The following is an 18348-nucleotide window of genomic DNA, read 5'->3' as shown; positions in this document are numbered from 1 at the left end:
TTCGACGCGTGCCCCCGGCCCTGACGGTCAGTCTTCGTCGTCCACCCAGTCGAAGGTCTTGGTGACGGCCTTCTTCCAGTTGCGGTACTCGGATTCGCGGCGGGCGTCGTCCATCGACGGGTCCCACTGCTTGTCCTGGGCCCAGTTGGTGCGGATGTCGTCTTCGGACTTCCAGAACCCGACCGCCAGCCCGGCGGCGTAGGCGGCACCCAGCGCGGTGGTCTCGTTGACCACCGGGCGGATCACCGGCACGCCGAGGATGTCGGCCTGGAACTGCATGAGCAGTTCGTTGACGACCATGCCGCCGTCCACCTTGAGCGACTTCAGCGGGACACCGGAGTCGGCGTTCATCGCGTCGATCACCTCGCGCGACTGGAAGGCGGTCGCCTCCAGCACCGCGCGGGCCAGGTGTCCCTTGTTGACGAACCGGGTGAGCCCGACGATCGCACCGCGAGCGTCGGATCGCCAGTAAGGAGCGAACAGACCCGAGAACGCCGGGACGAAGTACGCGCCGCCGTTGTCCTCGACGCTGCGTGCGTGCTCTTCGATCTCGGCCGCGGTCCCGATCATGCCGAGGTTGTCGCGCAGCCACTGCACCAGCGAACCGGTGACGGCGATGGAGCCTTCCAGCGCGTAGATCGTGTCGTTTGAGCCGATCTTGTAGCAGACCGTGGTGAGCAGCCCGTTCTGCGACATCACCTTTTCGGTACCGGTGTTGAGCAGCATGAAGTTGCCGGTGCCGTAGGTGTTCTTGGCTTCGCCGGGAGAGAGGCAGGCCTGGCCGAACGTCGCGGCCTGCTGGTCGCCCAGGATGCCCGCGATCGGCACGCCGGCCAGCGCGCCCTTCTCGCGGACCTTGCCGTACTCCTCGGACGAGGAGCGGATCTCCGGCAGCATGGACAGCGGGATCGTCATCTCGGCGGCGATCTCGGGGTCCCACTGCAGCGTGTCGAGGTCCATCAGCATGGTGCGGGAGGCGTTGGTCGGGTCGGTGACGTGCACGCCGCCGTCGGGCCCGCCGGTCATGTTCCACAGCACCCAGGTGTCCATGTTGCCGAACACCAGGTCGCCGGCCTCGGCCTTCTCGCGCGCGCCCTCGACGTTGTCGAGGATCCACTTGATCTTCGGCCCGGAGAAGTACGTCGCGAGGGGGAGGCCGACCTTGTCGCGGTAGCGCTCCTGGCCGCCGCCGAGGTTGCCGAGCTCGGTGACGATCCGGTCGGTGCGGGTGTCCTGCCAGACGATCGCGTTGTACACCGGCTTGCCGGTGGACTTGTCCCAGACCAGCGCGGTCTCGCGCTGGTTGGTGATGCCGACGGCGACGATGTCGCTGGCGTTGAGGTCGGCCTTGGCGAGCGCGCCCGCGGCGACCTGGCGGGTGTTCTCCCAGATCTCCTCGGCGTTGTGCTCGACCCAGCCCGCCTTGGGGAAGATCTGCTCGTGCTCGCGCTGGTCGACCGAGACCACGCGGCCTTCGTGGTTGAAGATCATGCACCGCGTCGAGGTGGTGCCCTGGTCGATCGCGGCTACGTACGAAGTCATCTGTGCTCCAGGAATTCCGTGGGGGGAGGCGATCAGGTCAGGTTGTGCACGAGGAGGTAGACGAGCGCGGCGAGAGCGCCACCGATGAGCGGGCCGACGACCGGGATCCACGAGTAGCCCCAGTTGGCGTTCGCCTTGTTCCGGATCGGCATCAGGAACGCGTACGCGATACGCGGGCCGAGGTCACGAGCCGGGTTGATGGCGTAGCCCGTCGGCCCACCGAGGGAGGTACCGATCACGAGGACCACGAACGAGACGCCCGCGTAGCCGAGCGCCGAGTTGCCGAAGTTCGGCGTGCCGCCGTCCCCGGTGGTGGCGAAGGTCGGGCTGAGCAGGATCCAGGCCACCAGGACGAAGGTGCCGATGATCTCGGTGACGAGGTTCCAGACCCGGTTCGGGATCTGCGGTGCCGTGGAGAAGATGCCGAGCGTGTTCTCCGGCTCGGGGTGGTCGTCGAACTGGAGCTTGTAGGTCGCCCAGCACAACAGGGCGCCGATGATGGCGCCGGCCATCTGCCCGATGAAGTAGAAGGGCACGTCGGCCCACTTGGTCTTGTCCGCGATGGCGAGCCCGAGGGTCACCGCGGGGTTCAGGTGCGCGCCACTCGGCGCGGCGATGCTGGCACCGGTGAAGACGGCGAACGCCCAGCCGAAGTTGATGAACAGGATTCCGCCGTTGTTGCCGTTGGTCTTGCGCAGCACGTGGTTGGCCACCACACCGTTGCCGAGCAGGATCAGCGCCGCTGTTCCCAGTAGTTCCCAGACGATTATTGCTCCAGCACTCACCGCTGTACCTCCACACTGGCCACACTGGACACTCTGCGCAAGGCCGATCACGGCGTGCCACGGCACCGTTGCCGACCCACGTCCGGGCGACGTTACCCGGGCGTAGAAGCCTGGTCCAAGGACCGGCTAGCGCAATCTTTTCAAGATCGCGGAGGGTTACGCCACATGTGTCCTCCGCGAACGGGCGCAGGATCATCAGGTCGTGCGATGCTGGAAGCCTCGCCGGCTCGAGGAGGACTGTCACGTGGCAAGCGCGCAGCACGCAGCGGAGACGAACCCGGCTCGACTGGGCCCGCGCAAGCGGGAGGAGACCTGGCAGCGGCTGGGCAAGGAGACCTTCGACGTCGTCGTGATCGGCGGCGGCGTGGTCGGCGCGGGCACGGCGCTGGACGCCGCCACCCGCGGGCTGCGGGTCGCGCTCGTCGAGGCGCGGGATCTCGCTTCGGGCACGTCGAGCCGGTCGAGCAAGCTCTTCCACGGCGGCCTGCGTTACCTGGAACAGCTCGAATTCGGGCTCGTCCGGGAAGCGCTTCGCGAGCGTGAGCTGATGCTGACGACGATCGCACCCCATCTGGTGAAGCCGGTCAGTTTCCTCTACCCGCTGACGCACCGCGTCTGGGAACGGCCGTACACCGCCGCCGGCCTGCTGATGTACGACACGATGGGCGGCTCCAAGAGCGTCCCGGGGCAGAAGCACCTGACCCGCGCGGGCGCGCTGCGGATGGTGCCGGCGCTCAAGCGGTCCGCGCTGATCGGCGGGATCCGCTACTACGACGCGCAGTCCGACGACGCCCGCCACACCATGACGGTGGCGCGGACCGCGGCGCACTACGGCGCGATCGTGCGGACGTCGACCCAGGTGGTCGGGTTCCTGCGCGAAGCCGACCGGGTGTCCGGCGTGCGCGTGCGCGACGTCGAAGACGGGCGCGAGACGGAGATCTCGGCGGCCGTCGTGATCAACTGCACCGGCGTCTGGACCGACGAGCTGCAGCGCCTTTCGGGCGGCCGCGGGCGGTTCCGGGTGCGGGCGAGCAAGGGCGTGCACATCGTCGTCCCGCGCGACCGGATCGTGTCGGAGTCGGGGATGATCCTGCGCACCGAGAAGTCGGTGCTGTTCGTCATTCCGTGGCGCAATCACTGGATCGTGGGCACCACGGACACGGACTGGAACCTCGACCTCGCGCACCCGGCGGCGACCAAGCACGACATCGACTACCTGCTGGAGCACGTCAACAGCGTCCTGGCGACGCCGTTGACGCACGACGACATCGAAGGTGTGTACGCCGGCCTTCGCCCGCTGCTGGCGGGGGAGAGCGAAGAGACGTCGAAGCTTTCGCGCGAGCACGCGGTGGCGCGGGTGGCGCCGGGCCTGGTCGCGATCGCGGGCGGCAAGTACACGACCTACCGGGTGATGGCGGCGGACGCCGTCGACGCGGCGGCGGTCGACCTGCCGGGCCGCTCGCAGCCGTCGATCACGGACAAGGTCCCGCTGATCGGCGCGGACGGCTACCACGCGCTGGTCAACCAGGCCGACCACCTGGCCGCGGAGCACGGCCTGCACCCCTATCGGGTAAGGCACCTGCTGGACCGCTACGGCTCGCTGGTGCACGAGGTGCTGGCGCTCGCGGAGGGCCGGCCGGAGCTCCTCAAGCCGATCGAGCACGCGCCGGACTACCTGGGCGTCGAGGTGGTGTACGCGGCCGCGCACGAGGGCGCGCTGCACCTCGAGGACGTCCTGGCCCGCCGCACGCGCATCTCGATCGAGTACGCCCACCGCGGCGTCGACTGCGCGGAACAGGTCGCGGACCTGGTCGGCGAGGTCCTCGGCTGGTCACCCGAAACGGTGAAGCGCGAGGTGGAGGTCTACCGCGCGCGGGTCGAGGCGGAACGCGAGTCCCAGTCCCAGCCGAGCGACGAGGCGGCGGACGCGTTGCGGATCGCGGCCCCGGAGGCCCGCTCGGGCATCGTGACGCCGGTCAGCTGATCGCGGCTTTTCCGTGGTCGAACCGCCTGCGGCCTGGCTGCCAGGCGGTTCGCCACGGCGTTGTCCACAGGCTCCCCGGCTTGTGGGCAACTCGGGCGCCGACGCCCTTCCGGGCGGGTTTCGGCCGAGGGCGCCGATAGACTGGCCTAGGGGCCGCCCCCCAGGGAAGGGTGGGGGGAGTTTCGGCCGGTGGCGGTGATGGCCGGCGACGTTGGATGGCCGGTGCGGCTAGGACGTGCGGTGCCAGCGGATCAGGCGCTCGCCCGTGGGGGCCGGGTGGTCTTCGGGGCCCAGCAAGGTGAATCCGCAGCGTTCCGCGACGATCGCCGAGGCCGCGTTGCTCTCCTCGTAGCGGTAGCTGACCTCCGTCAGCCCCAGGCCGCCGAAACCGAAGCGCAGGGCCGCGTTCAACGCCGTTGTCGCTATCCCCTTGCCGCGCTCGGCGGGGTGGATCCAGATCGTCGCCTCCGCGTACTCCGCGTCCAGGTTCAGCTCGCGCAGGCCCACCTCGCCCAGGAGCCGTCCTGATGTCGGCTCGGCGATCGCCCACGAGCAGCGCTCGTCGCCCGCCCACTGGGCCGCGCGCAGGGTGACGTACTCCGTGGCCTCGTCGAGGGTGCGCAGGCGGTAGTTCAGGACGTACTTGCGGTGCGTCGGGTCGGCGAACGCCTCCATCAGCACCGCGCGGTCGTCGATGTGCCGGTCGGCGCGCAGCTGGCGCAGGTAGTACGTGCCCGCGTTGATCTCCACCGGTTCCACTCCGCCCAGCCTAGCCAGGCCGGCGGCACACCGCCCCCGGCCTGGCGATCAAGGCGCGGTCAAGGCAAGAAGACTGCCCGGTTACGCAGGTAGCAGGCGCCAGATCACCGGCACCCCGCCCGCGTCCCGCGATCCGTTCGTGGCGAACCCGGCGAGCGAGCCGTCGTCGGCCGCGACGCGGGTTTCGAAGACGGCGTAGCCGCTCGGGCCCCGGACGACGCCCGGGGTCGTGCCGCGCCACACCGCGCCGTTCCCGACGATCACCGGGCCCGACGGGTTGGGCACCAGCCCCGCCGTCAAGCCCCCGGAGTTGACGCTCAAGGCCAGGCCGCCGCCCTCCAGCCCGACGGTCGTGTCCGGCGTGGTCCAGCGGGCCGCTTGCTCGCCGCCCCAGTTCCGGACGCCGACGACCACGCCCTTGCGGATCGCCAGGGCGGTCGCCTGGGAGGACGGGCTCGGCGACAGCCGCCGGAAGACGCCGTCCTTCCACCGGCCCGAGCCGGTGCCCGAGTTCACCAGGATCGTGCCGTCGTCGTCCAGGTCACGCGCGGACGAGACGTCCGCCGACTGCGGGATGATCACCGGCGCGCTCCCGCCGGCCCGCCACAGGACGACGGCGCCGGGCCCGTTGCCGGCCCGGTAGGCCTGGCCCAGCAGGTCGCCGTTCGTGTTGATCGCGAGGCCGAACACGTAGTCGTAGCCCGCCGGGACGTCCTTGAGGTGGAACCCGGTCGCGTCCAGCACGAACGCCCGGCTGATCATCGTCTGGTAGTCGTGCGCGGTGCCCGCCACCTGCCCGGACGGGTTCTCGTCGTTGGCGTCCGCTCGCTCGTACCCGCTCGGCAGGCCGCGCACGACAGGCTGCCCGCCGCGCCAGCTGACGACCTGCGTCACGTCGTTCACCCGGAACGTCCCGGTGTACTCGCCCTTCCCGTCCGAACCGGTCAGGAACCCGCCGCTGCTGCCCGGCGGCAGCGGCAGGACCGTCGGCTGCCACGGGAGGCGGCTCGTCACGGCTTCAGCGGGCTGCGCCAGCGCCGCCACGGTGAGCGTGGCGACGACGGGCGCCACGGCCCGCACCCAGAACTTGCTCTTCATCGGCTTTTCCCTTTCCCCCGACCTGCAAGATCACCACGTCGCAGGCCGGGGCCCGGTTGCCCGGCGCAAGGAGCAATCTGCCGAAACGGGTCAGCGCAAGGAGTACCGCCACACCGCCGGCCGGCCGGTGTTCGTCGTCGGCTCGCTGTTGGCGACGGTGCCCGCGACCACGCCGTCGTCGCCGACCACCTCCGCCCAGGCCGCCGCGAAGCCCGGGGCCGGCGGCAGCGTGCTGTACGGCTGCGTGCCCAGCCAGACCCGCAGCGGGCTGAACCGGCCCGTCGAGACGTCGCCGTAGCCGACGACCAGGCCGGTCCGGTTGACGCCGAACGCCGCGCCCGAGCCCGGCAGCACCACCGGGTCGGCCGGGGTGCGCCACTGGACGCCGCCCGGGGTCTGGTCCGCGGTGGCGAAGTTGCCCACCACCTGGCCGGTCCGGACGGCGGCCGCGTGCAGGGAGCCGGCGCCCGGCGGGGCCGTCAGCCGGGTGAACGTGCCGTCCTTCCAGAGCACGGCGCCCGGGAACGAGTCGGCCAGCACGCTCCCGTCGTCGTCGATGTCGGTCGCCGTCAGGTACGGGCCCCCGGTGATCACCACCGGGTGCTCCCGGTCTTCCGCGCGCCAGAGCAGCACCTCCGGGTCTTCGGCGGACCACCCGGACGCGGTGGCGACGACGTCACCCCGTTCGTTGATGGCCGCCGCCGACACGTACGGCCGGTCGGCGGGCCGCGGCAGCAGCCGGAACTTCCCGGCCTCCAGCAGGAACACCTGCCGCTGGAACGAGGCGTCGGCGACGTCGCCGAGCACGGTCCCCGCGGAGTTCTCGTCCGCGACCCCGGGCGACTGGAGCCCGGCCGGCAGCGGGTGGACCGTCGCCTGCGTACCCGACCACGTCACGACCTGGGACGCCCCGTCCAGCACCAGGTTCCCGGCGAAGCCGCCGTGGCTGTCGGTGCCGCGCACCCAGCCCGTCGCGCCCGGGTACCCGGCCGGCGACGGCAGCAGCTCCACCCGCCAGGTGCCCAGCGAGGCCTCCGCGGACTGGGTGAGCGTGGTGGTGAGCAAGGCCGCGGCCGCCAGCACGGCGACACGTCTCGCGAATCCGAATGTCATCCGATTCCCTCCCCGGGTTCGATGTGACCGACACGCGTCAGCACCGCGACGGGTTTAGGGCGGGTTCAGAGCAGGCCGCGGCGGTAGGCCTCGCCGATCGCCGCCGCGCGGTCGTTCACCCCGAGCTTCGCGTAGGCGTTCAGCAGGTGGGTCTTCACACTCGCCTCGCTGACGAACAGCCGCCGCGCCGCCGCGCGGTTCGTCGCCCCGGCCGCCACCAGGCGCAGGACCTCCAGCTCACGGCGGGTCAGCGGCCCGGCTTCGCGAAAGCCGCCCAGCACCCGGCTCGCGACGCTCGGCGCCAGCACCGGCTCCCCGCGGGCCGCCGCGCGGACGGCGTTCAGCAGGTCCGCGACAGGAGCGTCCTTCAGCAGGTAACCCGTTGCGCCGGCCTCGATCGCCGGGAGGACGTCTGTCTCCGCGTCGTACGTCGTCAGCACCAGGACGCGCACGGCGGGATGGGAGACGGCGAGCCGGCGGATCGCGCCGACGCCGTCCAGTTCCGGCATGCGCAGGTCCATCAGCACGACGTCGGGGTGGTGCCGGGCCACGAGGGCCAGTGCCTCCACCCCGGACGCCGCTTCGCCGACGACCTCGATGTCGGCCTCGCCGGTGAACGCGCCGCGCAGGCCGTCGCGGACGACCGGGTGGTCGTCGGTGACGACGACCCGGATCACGACGCCGCCGGCAGCGCCGGGACCTGGGCGTTGACCGCCGTGCCGCCGCCCGGGGTGCTCTCGACCGCCAGCGTCCCCGCCACCCGCTGCACGCGGTGGCGCATCGCCGCCAGCCCGAAGCCGGTGCCGTCGCCGCGGTCACCAGGACTGAACCCGACACCGTCGTCGACGACGTCCAGCAGCACGACGTCGTCCGAATAGGACAGTGTCAGCCCGATCCGGGACGCCTTCGCGTGCTTCTCCGCGTTGGCCAGCGCTTCCTGCGCGACGCGGTAGAGCGTGACCTCCACTTCGGGCAGCAGCGGCCGGACGTCGCCGGTGGTTTCGGCGCGCACGGCCACCCCGGACGTCTCGGCGACGCGGCCCGCCAGGTCGGAAAGCGCTTCCGGCAGCCGGGAGCCGGCCAGTGGTTCGGGGCGCAGCGCCTGCACCGCGCGACGCGCTTCGCTGAGGCTGTCACGAGCCAAGGTGCGCACCTGGGCCAGCCGGCGGTCGCGGTCCGGGCCGTCCTCGAGGTCGGCGGCCTGCAGCTGCGTGACGATCCCGGTCAGGCCCTGGGCCAGGGTGTCGTGGATTTCGCGGGCCATCCGCTGCCGCTCGTCGAGCACGCCGGCCTCGCGCGCCTGGGTCAGCAGCCGCGCGTGCAGGCCCGCGTTCTCCGCCAGCGCCGCTTCCAGCCGGGTGTTCGTCTTGCGCCGCTTCTCGCTCTCCGCGCCGACGAACCAGGCCGCGTACAGCAGCGGCCCGGCGACCGACGCGACCAGCACCCACGTCGGGCTCCGCGGGTCCGAGCCGTTGACGAGCATCGGCAGCACGGCGGTCGCCGCCACCGCGAAGAACCCCCAGCGGGCCGGGAACAGCACGAACGCGAGCGGGTAGCCGAACGACGCGAACCCGGTGAACAGGTCGTTGCGCGCCACCAGCACGAGCGCGCCCGCGAGGACACCGGCGTAGTAGCCGGCGGCCAGCCACGGGTGCGCCTTCCGGCGCGGGAACAGCGGGATCAGCAGCGGCAGCCACAGCGCGGTGGCCACGACGACGACCAGCGTGGCGCCCCCGTCCGCGTCGCGGCGGGCCGCGAAGAACGTGCACACGGCGAGCGCCACGAGGCCGACGCCGGTGAAGATCGGCCCGGCCAGCCGCTCACCCCGGGCGTCGAGCGCGCCGGGCACCACGCCCATCATGGGCCGATTCTCGCAGGTTCAGCGCCGGCGGCGGAGCCCCGCGAGCATCGCGATCACCAGTGGCAGCGCGATCGAGATGATCAGCAGCCGCCCGCGGCTCAGGATGAGCACCGCGATCGCGACGACGATGGCGATCGGCACCGCGCTCGCGTTCAGGAAGCGCGTCACGGGGCTTTCGCCGGTCACCACCGGGACCCCGGGCGCGGCGGCGCCACCCACCAGGGCGCTGGGCCGGGGTGAGGGCAGGTCGTCGAACAGCGGGATGAGCTCGCTGACCCGCTTGGCCGCGGCGACCTGCGCGGAGCGGGTGCCGTACTCGTCGATGTCGAGGCGTCCGGTGCGGACGTGTTCTTCGAGGACGTCGAGGGCGTCCTGACGCTCGGCGTCGCTCAGGCGGAGGTCGCTCACGGCGGCGTCAGCGGCCCAGTTCGCGCCGGCGGTCGCGGTAGGAGTCGCGCACCTCGCGGCGGCGCTCCCGGTCGTGCAGGTGCCGCTCGTGGTGGTTCTGGTCGTGGTTCCAGCCGTGGCCCCACATCGACTTGCCGACCACGGTCAGCCCGATCGGGACGAAGATGATCGGCCAGGCCAGCGTGCCGGTGGCGATCAGCGCGATCGCCGCTATGAAGGCCAGCGGCACGATCGCGGCGAGGAACCGCTGCGCCGGCGCCCAGTTCTCGGGTGAGCCGGAACGCTGCTGCGCGGGCACAGCCTGCTTGTCCGGCTCGGGCGCGGCGACGGCGGCCTGCGGCGTTTCGTCGTAGTGGGGGTGGGGCGAGGGCAGATCCGCGAAGAGCTCGGTGAGCTCCCCGCGCGTCTTGGCCGCGGTGATGCGGGCCGAGCGCTCGCCGTACTCGTCGATGTCGATCCGCCCCGCGGTCATGTGCTCACCGAGCGCGGTCAACGCGGACTCGCGGTTCTGGTCGCTGATCCGCAGCTGCGGAGACGGGACTTCGGTCACCTTGCCGATGGTAGGCCGCCTCGGGGGCGGCCCACCACGACATCCGTAACGAACTGTCCTACTTGATCTCGAGAAGCTGCGTGCCCTGCGTCACGGCGGCGCCGACTTCGACCGAAAGACCGGTGACGGTGCCCGCTTTGTGCGCGGTGACCGGGTTCTCCATCTTCATCGCCTCGAGGACGACGATCAGCTCGCCGGCCTCGACCGACTGGCCCTCTTCGACGGCGACCTTGACGATGGTGCCCTGCATCGGCGCGGTGACGGCGTCACCACTCACCGCGGCCTTGCCACCACCGGCGCGCTTGCGCGGCTTCGCCTTGACGGCCGTGCCACCGCCACCACCGCCGCCTTCGAGCGCGAACCCGCCGGGCAGCGACACCTCGAGGCGGCGTCCGCCGACCTCGACGACGACGTTGTGCCGGGGCTCCTCTTCGGGCGTCTCGACGTCCGGCGCCACGAACGGCTCGATCTTGTTGTCGAACTCCGTCTCGATCCAGCGCGTGTGCACGCTGAAGCCGTTTTCGTCGCCGATGAACGCCGGGTCGTCGACGATCACGCGGTCGAACGGCAGCACCGTGGCCATGCCCTCGACGACCATCTCGGCCAGGGCGCGGCGGCTGCGTTCGAGGGCGTTGTTCCGGTCCGAACCGGTGACGATCAGCTTCGCCAGCATCGAGTCGAACTGGCCGCCGATCACGCTGCCGGACTCGACACCGGAGTCGACGCGGACGCCGGGGCCGCTCGGCGCGAGGAACTTCGTGACCGTGCCCGGCGCGGGCAGGAAGCCGCGGCCGGCGTCCTCGCCGTTGATGCGGAACTCGATCGAGTGACCGCGTGGCTCGGGGTCCTCGGTGATCCGGAGCTTCTCGCCGCGCGCGATGCGGAACATCTCGCGGACCAGGTCGAGGCCGGTGGTCTCCTCGGAGACCGGGTGCTCGACCTGCAGGCGCGTGTTGACCTCGAGGAAGGAGATGGTGCCGTCGGTGGCGACGAGGTACTCGACCGTGCCGGCGCCGTAGTAGCCGGCTTCCTTGCAGATCGCCTTCGCCGACTCGTGGATCCGGGCGCGCTGGTCGTCGGACAGGAAGGGCGCGGGCGCCTCTTCGACGAGCTTCTGGTGCCGCCGCTGCAGCGAGCAGTCGCGGGTGCCGACGACGATCGCGTTGCCGTGCTGGTCGGCCAGCACCTGCGCCTCGACGTGGCGCGGCTTGTCCAGGTAGCGCTCGACGAAGCACTCGCCGCGGCCGAACGCCGCGACGGCCTCGCGCGTGGCCGACTCGAACAGCTCCGGGATCTCTTCGCGGGTGCGCGCGACCTTGAGGCCGCGGCCACCGCCGCCGAACGCGGCCTTGATGGCCACCGGCAGGCCGTGCTCGTCGGCGAACGCGACGATTTCGCTCGCGTCCTTCGCCGGCTCCTTGGTGCCGGGCACCAGCGGCGCGCCCGCGCGCGTCGCGATGTGCCGCGCGGTGACCTTGTCGCCGAGGTCGCGGATGGCCTGCGGGCTCGGCCCGATCCAGGTCAGCCCGGCGTCGATGACCGCCTGGGCGAAGTCCGCGTTCTCGGAGAGGAAGCCGTAGCCCGGGTGCACGGAGTCGGCGCCGGCGTGCTTCGCGGCGTCGAGCAGCTTGTCGACGGACAGGTAGCTCTCGGCGGCTGTGGTGCCGCCCAGCGCGAAGGCCTCGTCGGCCAGGCGCACGTGCGGTGCGTCGCGGTCCGGATCGGCGTACACCGCGACACTGGCGAGGCCAGCGTCCTTGGCGGCTCTGATCACGCGTACCGCGATCTCGCCCCGGTTGGCGACCAGGATCTTGGTCACCGGTCCACCGGTGGATTCGCCGACCTGCTCGGCCACCCCGCACCTCCTGCGTCCCGACAGCTGCATTGCTGACCGCTCACGCGGTACGGGGGAGTCTACGGACAGGACGGCACGAGTCTCCGGAGTGAGAGCTGAACCACGCTCAGACGAGCGTCGGGCTGTGGCGCAGGTCGTCCGGCAGCGGCGAGTCGAGCACGATCACGTCGTACGGGTTGGCGGCGTGCACCTTCGGCAGGTGCTCGGTGCTGACCAGCACCCACGGCTGGTGCTCGCCGCAGCAGTCGATCAGCCGGTCCAGCGCGGTGAAGGCGACCAGCGCCGTCCGGCCGTCCGGCGTGCGGCGCAGCTCGATCGACGCGCCCTGGGCTTCGCGGCTGGCGGGGCCGGTGGGGAGGTACAGCGCGGGGGGAAGGCTGGGGTTCGTCACCCGGACAACATAACCGGACACTCTCCGTTATTCATGACCCCTTCGGAGCGTCCCTCTTTCGTGGGGTCGCGGTGAGGTGGTGCACCCCTGGGGGATTTCAGCCACACCCGCCGGGGCGCTGCCCACGCACGGTGGCGAAGCGGCTTACGCTCTGTCTTATGCGGACTTCGGCAGTGCGGACGCCTCGGTCGGCGCTGCTCACCGCCGTGCTGGCCGCGGTGATCACGCTCGGCGCGATCGGCGCCGTGTTCCTGCTACGCCCGCGCCCGGACGCGCCGGCGGACACCGTCTCCGAGCCCGCGGCCGGCACCGAGCCGCCTGCCGTGACCTGCGGCGGCGGCCCGTGCCGCCAGCTCGCGGCGATGACGGTCGGCGGGACGCCGGTGGTGCTGCTGACCGACGCGGCGGGCGGTTCGGCGCAGGTGCGCGTCGGCCCGGAGCCGGGCACCGTGTTCGACCTGTCGCTCGCGCAGCTGGGGGCCCGGCTCGACGCGAACTCGCTGACCTGCATCGACGGCGTGGCGCCGACGTGCCTGATCCGCGGCGACGTCGGGGACGACGGCACCGGTGCCTACGGCGAGCTGCTGGTCCGCGGCGGCGGGGTGTGGCGCGACCCGGGCAAGCCATACTTCGCCGACGCCGGGACGCTCGCGCTCTACGACGTCACGGCCGACGGCCGCCCGGACGTGATCGTGGTCCGCCACGACTGCCCGGACGCGGCGTCGGGCACACCCGAGTGCCAGGCGTCGCCGGTGCTGGGCGAGGTGTACGACGTGACGGGCAAGTCGCTAGGCTGCACCCGGAAGGTGACCGCGCCGTCGGACCTGCGCGGCTGGCCGGACGTCCGCCTCACTCGCGCCGACCTGCGCGCCTGCCCCTGACCCGACCTGACCCGAGCGCCCCAATGTGGCGTTGGGTGCATCTGACGCACCCAATGTGGCGTTCGGTGCGTCCAACGCACCCAACGCCACATTGGGGCGCATGGGGTCAGACGGGAGCGGGTTCGGTCTGGCGGGCGGTGGTGCCGTCGTCGCTGTGTTCGGGGGTGTCGGTCGGGGCGTTGAGGACCTCGTCGTCGAGGAGGCCTTCGCCGCGCGCCACGATCACCGGCACCGCGATCTGGCCGGCGACGTTCGTCGCCGTCCGCATCATGTCCATGATCGGGTTGACCGAGTAGATCAGCGCCAGCCCGACGGCCACCTGCTTGGCGTCGAGGCCGATGAACGACGTCGTCAGCGTGAACGCCGTCAGCCAGCCGGTGGTGCCGGCCGTCGCCAGCGCGCCGACCACCGCGACCACCACGATGCCGGCGTACTGCCAGAAGTTGAGCGACACCCCGGCCAGGTTCGCGACGAAGATCGCCGCGATCGCCGGGAAGACCGCCGCGCAGCCGTCCATCTTCGTGGCGCTGCCGAGCGGCGTCGCGAAGGCCGCGTACGCCGGCTGGACGCCGAGGTTCACCGCGGACTGGCGGGTCAGCGGCAGCGTCGCGGCCGAGGACTGCGAAGCGAACGCGAACTGGATCGCCGTGCCCGCCTTGGCGAAGAACTTCAGCGGGCTGACCTTCGCGACGAACCGCAGCAGGATCGGGTAGACGACGAACAGCACGAGCAGGCAGCCGACGTACACCGCGAGCGTCGTCGAGAACAGCGGGCGGAACAGGGTGTCGCCGTAGTTGGACACGGCCGCGCCGATCAGGCCGATGATGCCGAGCGGGGCGAGCCGGACGATCCAGCCGAGGTAGCGCTGGATGATCTCGAAGACGCTCGTCGTGAAGTCCACGAACGGCTTCGCGCGGTCGCCGAGGCTGTACGCGGCGGCGCCGATCACCAGCGCGAGGAACAGCACCTGCAGCGTCTCACCGTCCGAGAACGCCGAGAAGAAGTTCTCCGGCAGCAGGCCCTTGACGAACGCGCTCCACGAGCCCCAGCTGTCGACGCTCTTCGCGGCCCGGTCGGCGTTCTTCGCCGTCGCCTCGACGCCGCCGAGGCCGCCCGCGCCGGGGTCGAAGAGCCGGCCGACGGCGATGCCGATCAGCGACGCGATGAACGACGTGATCGCGAACCACAGCACCGTCTTGCCGCCCAGGCGCGCGGCCGTCCGGCCGCCGCCGAGCCCGCGCAGGCTGGTGATGCCGACCACGATCGCCGTGAAGACCAGCGGGATCACCGCGACCTGCAGCAGCGTGGTGAAGATGGTGCCGATCTGGTCGAGGAGATCGGTCAGCCAGCCGGCCTCGGTCTGCCGTGCGACGATGCCCAGGAGGGCGCCGACGACGAGCGAGCCGAGAACCGCGGCCGCGAACACCCGCGGTTTGGTGTATGTCCGTACGAAAGACACGGGGCGACTCAGGTGCTCGAAAGTTTCAGTCCTGCCGGGTAAAGACGACGTCAAGCAGAACTGGACTCTTCCAAATCACCCCATCGTGTGGCGTTCTTCTCAGGATGCGGGAGGCCGCCAGAGATCCACGACACTCACGCCGACCTCGGCCAGCAGGCGGCGCGTCAGCGGGAGGCTGAGGCCGATGACGCTGGTGTGGTCGCCGTCGAGGCCTTCGATGAACCAGCCGCCCAGGCCGTCGATCGTGAACCCGCCGGCCACCCGCAGCGGCTCCCCGGTGCCGACGTAGGCGTCGATCTCCGCTTCGCTCGGCGTGCCGAACCGGACGGTCGTCGACATCGAGCCGGACGCCTCTTTCGCGCGCACGCCGCCGTCGAGCCGGACGACCGTGTGCCCGGTGAACAGTTCACCGGTTGTCCCCGCCATCGCGGCCCAGCGCCGCCGCGCGATGTCCGGATCGCCCGGCTTGCCGACCATGGTGCCGTGGATGTTCAGCATCGAGTCGCAGGCGACGACGACGGCGTCCGGGTGCGCCGCGGCGACCTGGTCCAGCACCGCTTCGGCCTTGGCCGCCGCGAGCGCCATGACCAGCTCGGCGGGCGTCGGATCGGGCAGCGAAGCGGCGACGGCGTCCTCGTCGACGCCGGAGACGAACACGGCCGGGTCGAGACCGGCGGAGCGCAGGAGGGCGAGCCGGGCGGGGGACTGCGAGGCGAGGATGAGCGAATGCACCCCCGGAACGTACCGGGGCGCCCGTCGTGACCGAATTGTGACCGGCGCCACACCCTGAGACGAGTTATTTTGTTGTGGCTCGCAACATATGCGCGGAGGTGGCTGATGACCGTGCGCGTGACGGACTGGCCCGCGACGTCGCGAGCGCCGTGGTGGGCGAAACGCCGGACCTCGAAGTCCCGGACGGCTCGCTCGTCGCCGGGTTCGGTGCCCGCGGCGTCGCCTCCCGCGACGACCTGACCGGCAGACCACCGCTCCCGCGGTCCGGGTGGGCCTTCGCTCCGGAACCCGACCTCCGGAACGGGGGCCCACCCGGTTTCTCCCCCGGAAACGACCGGAGGCCGGCACCTTCCCCCGCGGGATGCCGGCCTCCGGACGTTCCGAGCCTCAGGCGGCCTCGGCGGTCGCCGGAGTCGGGTTTCCCTTGTGGTGGTGCCGGTGTCTCGGTCGCGAGTGGCCCGTTCGTGCCGGGGCGGTTGTGCGAACGGCCCGTTCTCAGCCCCGGAGACGACCGGAGGCCGGCACCCCCTGCGGGATGCCGGCCTCCGGACGTTTCGAGCCTCAGGCCGTCGCGGCCTCGGCGGTCGCCGGAGCCGGGGTTTCCCAGCGCGGCTTGACCTTCCGCAGCATCGACGCCGAGATGACGCCCAGCAGCAGCACGCCCATCGGCAGCAGCATCGTCGCGCGGGCCGCGTCCGTCAGTCCACTGTGGACCGCTTCGGTGGCCAGCCGCCCGGCCTGCGCGGCGATCTCCGCCGGCAGCCCCGGCATCGGCGACGGGCCGCCCGACGAACCGAACTCACCCGTGTTCGCCGCGGCCTTGGCGATGCCCTCCGCGAACGGCGCCCGGTACTGCTCCGGCAGCTGCGAAGCCGCCTTCGTGGCTTCGTCCGCGATGGACGAGCTGACCTGCGCCTGCAGCATCACGCCGATCGCGGCGCTGCCGAGCACGCCGCCCACCTGGCGCGACGTGTTGAAGATGCCCGACGCCGTGCCGGCCAGCCGCGGCTCGACCGAGCCCATCGTCATGTTGCTCATCGGCGAGAAGATGCAGCCGATGCCCAGGCCGCACACCAGCAGTGCCGGGACGAAGCTCCACGGGCTGCTGTCCGGCGACGCCTGCAGCGCGATGATGCCCAGCCCGGCCGCGAGCGCGGCGAGCCCGAACATCACCAGGTACTTGCCGTTGACCTTGTCCGACGCGCGCCCGACGAACGGTGCCACGATCCCCGACAGCAGCGACATCGGCGCGGTCAGCAGGCCGGCCATGGTCGGGGTCAGCCCCAGCACCGACTGGATGTAGATGACCAGCGGCAGGAACATGCCGGTCATCGCGAAGCCGACGGTCGTCGCGGTGAGCGTCCCGGCCGAGAAGTTCCGGTTCGAGAACACCTGCAGCGGCAGGAGCGGTTCACGCTTGTTGAACCGTTGCCACACCACGAAAGCCACCAGCAGCAGCACGCCCGCGCCGATGATCTCGAACACGGTGATCCCGCCCCAGACCGTGCCCCAGTCGTACTGCTGGCCGTTCTGGACCCCGAACACGATCAGGAGCAGCGCCAGGCTCGAGAGCACGATGCCCACGACGTCGAACGCGTGCGAGTGCTTCGGCTGCCAGTCCGGCACCAGCAGCAGCGTCAGGACGATGGCGATCACGCCGATCGGCACGTTGACGAAGAAGATCCACTCCCAGCCGAGGTGGTCCACCAGCACGCCGCCGAGCAGCGGGCCCGCGATCGTCGCCAGCCCGGCGACGCCGCCCCACATGCCCATCGCCGGGCCGCGCTTGGCCGGCGGGAACAGGTGCGTGATGAACGCCAGCGTCTGCGGCGTCATCAGCGCGGCCCCGAGACCCTGCACGGCGCGCGCGGCGATCAGCATCTCGACGTTGCCGGACAGGCCGCACCACAGCGACGCGCCGGTGAACACGACCAGGCCGGCGAGGAACACGCGCTTCGGGCCGAAGCGGTCGCCGAGGCGGCTGGTGAACAGCATCGGCACGGCGTAGGTGAGCAGGTAGACGCTGATCACCCAGACGACGGCGTTCAGCCCGGCGTTCAGCTCGCGCAGCATGGTCGGGATCGCGATCGACACGATGGTCGTGTCGAGCAGGATCATGAAGAAACCGAGGCACAGCGCGCTGAGCGCGGCCCAGGGGTTAGCTTGTCTTGCGTTCATCGTCGTCTTCCCTGGTGATGAGCGTGAGGTGGGGTGCGTCGCACTCCTGGAACGGGATCCGCCCGGAGCGCAGGTCGTCGCGGAGCCGTTCGGTCCACTCGAGCTCGAACTTGCGGTGGTCGCAGCTGTAGCGCCAATCCAGCCAGTAGATCTCCGGCGTCTGGTCCTCGACGAGGCTCCGCACGACCGCGTCGTCGGCGGCGACCGCGGCGCGCAGGTGCACCAGCCGGTTCTCGAGCTCGATGAGCGACGTCTCGCGCCCCAGTTCGTCGATCACGGCGAGCCCGGAGAGGTACGCGGGGAACTCCTGGGCGAGGTCGCCCAGCAGTTCGCGGCCACGCTGGTTGAACACGTCGAGCCCGGTCGGCGTCATGCCGTAGACGGTCCGTTCGGGCCGCCGGCCGTCGCGCTGCGTGTCGACGACCTGGATGTAGTTGTCCCGCTGGAGGCGCTCCACGGTGTGGTAGAGCGAGCCCGCCTTCACGTTGACGCGGGTGCTCACGTACCGCTCGCGCATGAGCTGGGCCATCTCGTACGGGTGCATGGGCTTCTCGTGCAGCAGTTCCAGCACGGCGAGGCCGAGGGGGGTCAGCTTGGCCGAAGCCATGATCGTTGGTCCCTCCGGGTGACTCCGGGTCGGTTATTCCACGTGGACTATACGACGCAGACTATTCAGCAGTCCACGCCGATTTCTGTGACCGTGCGTACACGGTGCGAAAGCCTTTACCTGTACTATGCTACGGGTAGCCGTA

At 71.2% G+C, this 18348-nt stretch carries 18 protein-coding genes; 3 read left to right on the top strand and 15 right to left on the bottom strand.

What is annotated here, in order from left to right:
* Positions 1-27: 27 nt before the first annotated feature.
* Together glpK and ACLJQZ_RS23250 are read right to left on the bottom strand one after the other, a co-directional pair.
* Positions 28-1542 (bottom strand): glycerol kinase GlpK, encoded by a 1515-nt coding sequence (glpK, locus tag ACLJQZ_RS23255; protein ID WP_410622008.1) that lies wholly within the window; start codon positions 1540-1542, stop codon positions 28-30.
* A gap of 32 nt (positions 1543-1574) precedes the next feature.
* Positions 1575-2327, bottom strand: a complete 753-nt coding sequence (locus tag ACLJQZ_RS23250; protein ID WP_247060835.1) for an MIP/aquaporin family protein — start codon at positions 2325-2327, stop codon at positions 1575-1577.
* 244 nt (positions 2328-2571) lie between these two features.
* On the opposite strand from ACLJQZ_RS23250, the gene ACLJQZ_RS23245 reads away from it, so the two are divergent.
* Positions 2572-4311, top strand: coding sequence for a glycerol-3-phosphate dehydrogenase/oxidase (locus ACLJQZ_RS23245; protein ID WP_410622007.1), 1740 nt, complete (start codon positions 2572-2574; stop codon positions 4309-4311).
* Positions 4312-4539: 228 nt separating this feature from the next.
* Here ACLJQZ_RS23245 and ACLJQZ_RS23240 read toward each other — a convergent pair whose 3' ends face one another.
* The 9 genes from ACLJQZ_RS23240 to ACLJQZ_RS23200 all read right to left on the bottom strand — a co-directional run bounded on the left by ACLJQZ_RS23240 (position 4540) and on the right by ACLJQZ_RS23200 (position 12346).
* Positions 4540-5070 (bottom strand): GNAT family N-acetyltransferase, encoded by a 531-nt coding sequence (locus tag ACLJQZ_RS23240; protein WP_410622006.1) that lies wholly within the window; start codon positions 5068-5070, stop codon positions 4540-4542.
* An 81-nt stretch (positions 5071-5151) separates the two neighbouring features.
* Positions 5152-6168, bottom strand: a complete 1017-nt coding sequence (locus ACLJQZ_RS23235) for a hypothetical protein (protein WP_410622005.1) — start codon at positions 6166-6168, stop codon at positions 5152-5154.
* A 90-nt stretch (positions 6169-6258) separates the two neighbouring features.
* Positions 6259-7281 carry a hypothetical protein gene (locus ACLJQZ_RS23230; protein ID WP_410622004.1) on the bottom strand — a complete coding sequence of 341 codons (1023 nt, stop codon included), beginning with the start codon at positions 7279-7281 and terminating at the stop codon, positions 6259-6261.
* Between the two features lie 65 nt (positions 7282-7346).
* Positions 7347-7958 (bottom strand): response regulator, encoded by a 612-nt coding sequence (locus ACLJQZ_RS23225; RefSeq protein ID WP_410622003.1) that lies wholly within the window; start codon positions 7956-7958, stop codon positions 7347-7349.
* On the bottom strand, positions 7955-9142 hold the full coding sequence (locus ACLJQZ_RS23220) for a sensor histidine kinase (protein ID WP_410622002.1): 1188 nt from the start codon (positions 9140-9142) through the stop codon (positions 7955-7957). Before ACLJQZ_RS23220 ends, ACLJQZ_RS23225 begins: the two co-directional genes overlap by 4 nt.
* Before the next feature lie 18 nt (positions 9143-9160).
* Positions 9161-9550 carry a DUF1707 domain-containing protein gene (locus tag ACLJQZ_RS23215; RefSeq protein WP_410622001.1) on the bottom strand — a complete coding sequence of 130 codons (390 nt, stop codon included), beginning with the start codon at positions 9548-9550 and terminating at the stop codon, positions 9161-9163.
* Between the two features lie 7 nt (positions 9551-9557).
* Entirely contained in the window at positions 9558-10100 is a 543-nt protein-coding gene (locus ACLJQZ_RS23210; RefSeq protein ID WP_410622000.1) for a DUF1707 domain-containing protein, read from the bottom strand.
* Positions 10101-10158: 58 nt separating this feature from the next.
* Entirely contained in the window at positions 10159-11955 is a 1797-nt protein-coding gene (locus ACLJQZ_RS23205) for an acetyl/propionyl/methylcrotonyl-CoA carboxylase subunit alpha (protein ID WP_410621999.1), read from the bottom strand.
* A gap of 106 nt (positions 11956-12061) precedes the next feature.
* Complete coding sequence (locus ACLJQZ_RS23200) at positions 12062-12346, bottom strand: SAV_915 family protein (RefSeq protein WP_247060851.1); 285 nt, start codon at positions 12344-12346, stop codon at positions 12062-12064.
* Positions 12347-12504: 158 nt separating this feature from the next.
* On the opposite strand from ACLJQZ_RS23200, the gene ACLJQZ_RS23195 reads away from it, so the two are divergent.
* Entirely contained in the window at positions 12505-13227 is a 723-nt protein-coding gene (locus ACLJQZ_RS23195; RefSeq protein ID WP_410621998.1) for a hypothetical protein, read from the top strand.
* Positions 13228-13333: 106 nt separating this feature from the next.
* Here the strand turns inward: ACLJQZ_RS23195 and ACLJQZ_RS23190 are convergent, their stop codons facing one another.
* Complete coding sequence (locus tag ACLJQZ_RS23190) at positions 13334-14686, bottom strand: dicarboxylate/amino acid:cation symporter (protein WP_410621997.1); 1353 nt, start codon at positions 14684-14686, stop codon at positions 13334-13336.
* A gap of 99 nt (positions 14687-14785) precedes the next feature.
* Positions 14786-15418: a Maf family protein gene (locus ACLJQZ_RS23185; protein ID WP_410621996.1), complete on the bottom strand. Its 633-nt coding sequence runs from the start codon at positions 15416-15418 to the stop codon at positions 14786-14788.
* Positions 15419-15523: 105 nt separating this feature from the next.
* Between ACLJQZ_RS23185 and ACLJQZ_RS23180 the strand changes: the two genes are divergently transcribed.
* Entirely contained in the window at positions 15524-15658 is a 135-nt protein-coding gene (locus ACLJQZ_RS23180; protein ID WP_410621995.1) for a hypothetical protein, read from the top strand.
* Positions 15659-15979: 321 nt separating this feature from the next.
* Here the strand turns inward: ACLJQZ_RS23180 and ACLJQZ_RS23175 are convergent, their stop codons facing one another.
* Positions 15980-17596 carry a DHA2 family efflux MFS transporter permease subunit gene (locus ACLJQZ_RS23175; RefSeq protein WP_410621994.1) on the bottom strand — a complete coding sequence of 539 codons (1617 nt, stop codon included), beginning with the start codon at positions 17594-17596 and terminating at the stop codon, positions 15980-15982.
* Positions 17577-18203, bottom strand: a complete 627-nt coding sequence (locus ACLJQZ_RS23170; RefSeq protein WP_247060859.1) for a PadR family transcriptional regulator — start codon at positions 18201-18203, stop codon at positions 17577-17579. Before ACLJQZ_RS23170 ends, ACLJQZ_RS23175 begins: the two co-directional genes overlap by 20 nt.
* Positions 18204-18348: the final 145 nt, after the last annotated feature.

Origin of the sequence: Amycolatopsis sp. cmx-8-4, assembly GCF_046548675.1 — a bacterium.
GTDB lineage: Bacteria > Actinomycetota > Actinomycetes > Mycobacteriales > Pseudonocardiaceae > Amycolatopsis.
This window is presented reverse-complemented; position numbering and strand designations above follow the sequence as displayed.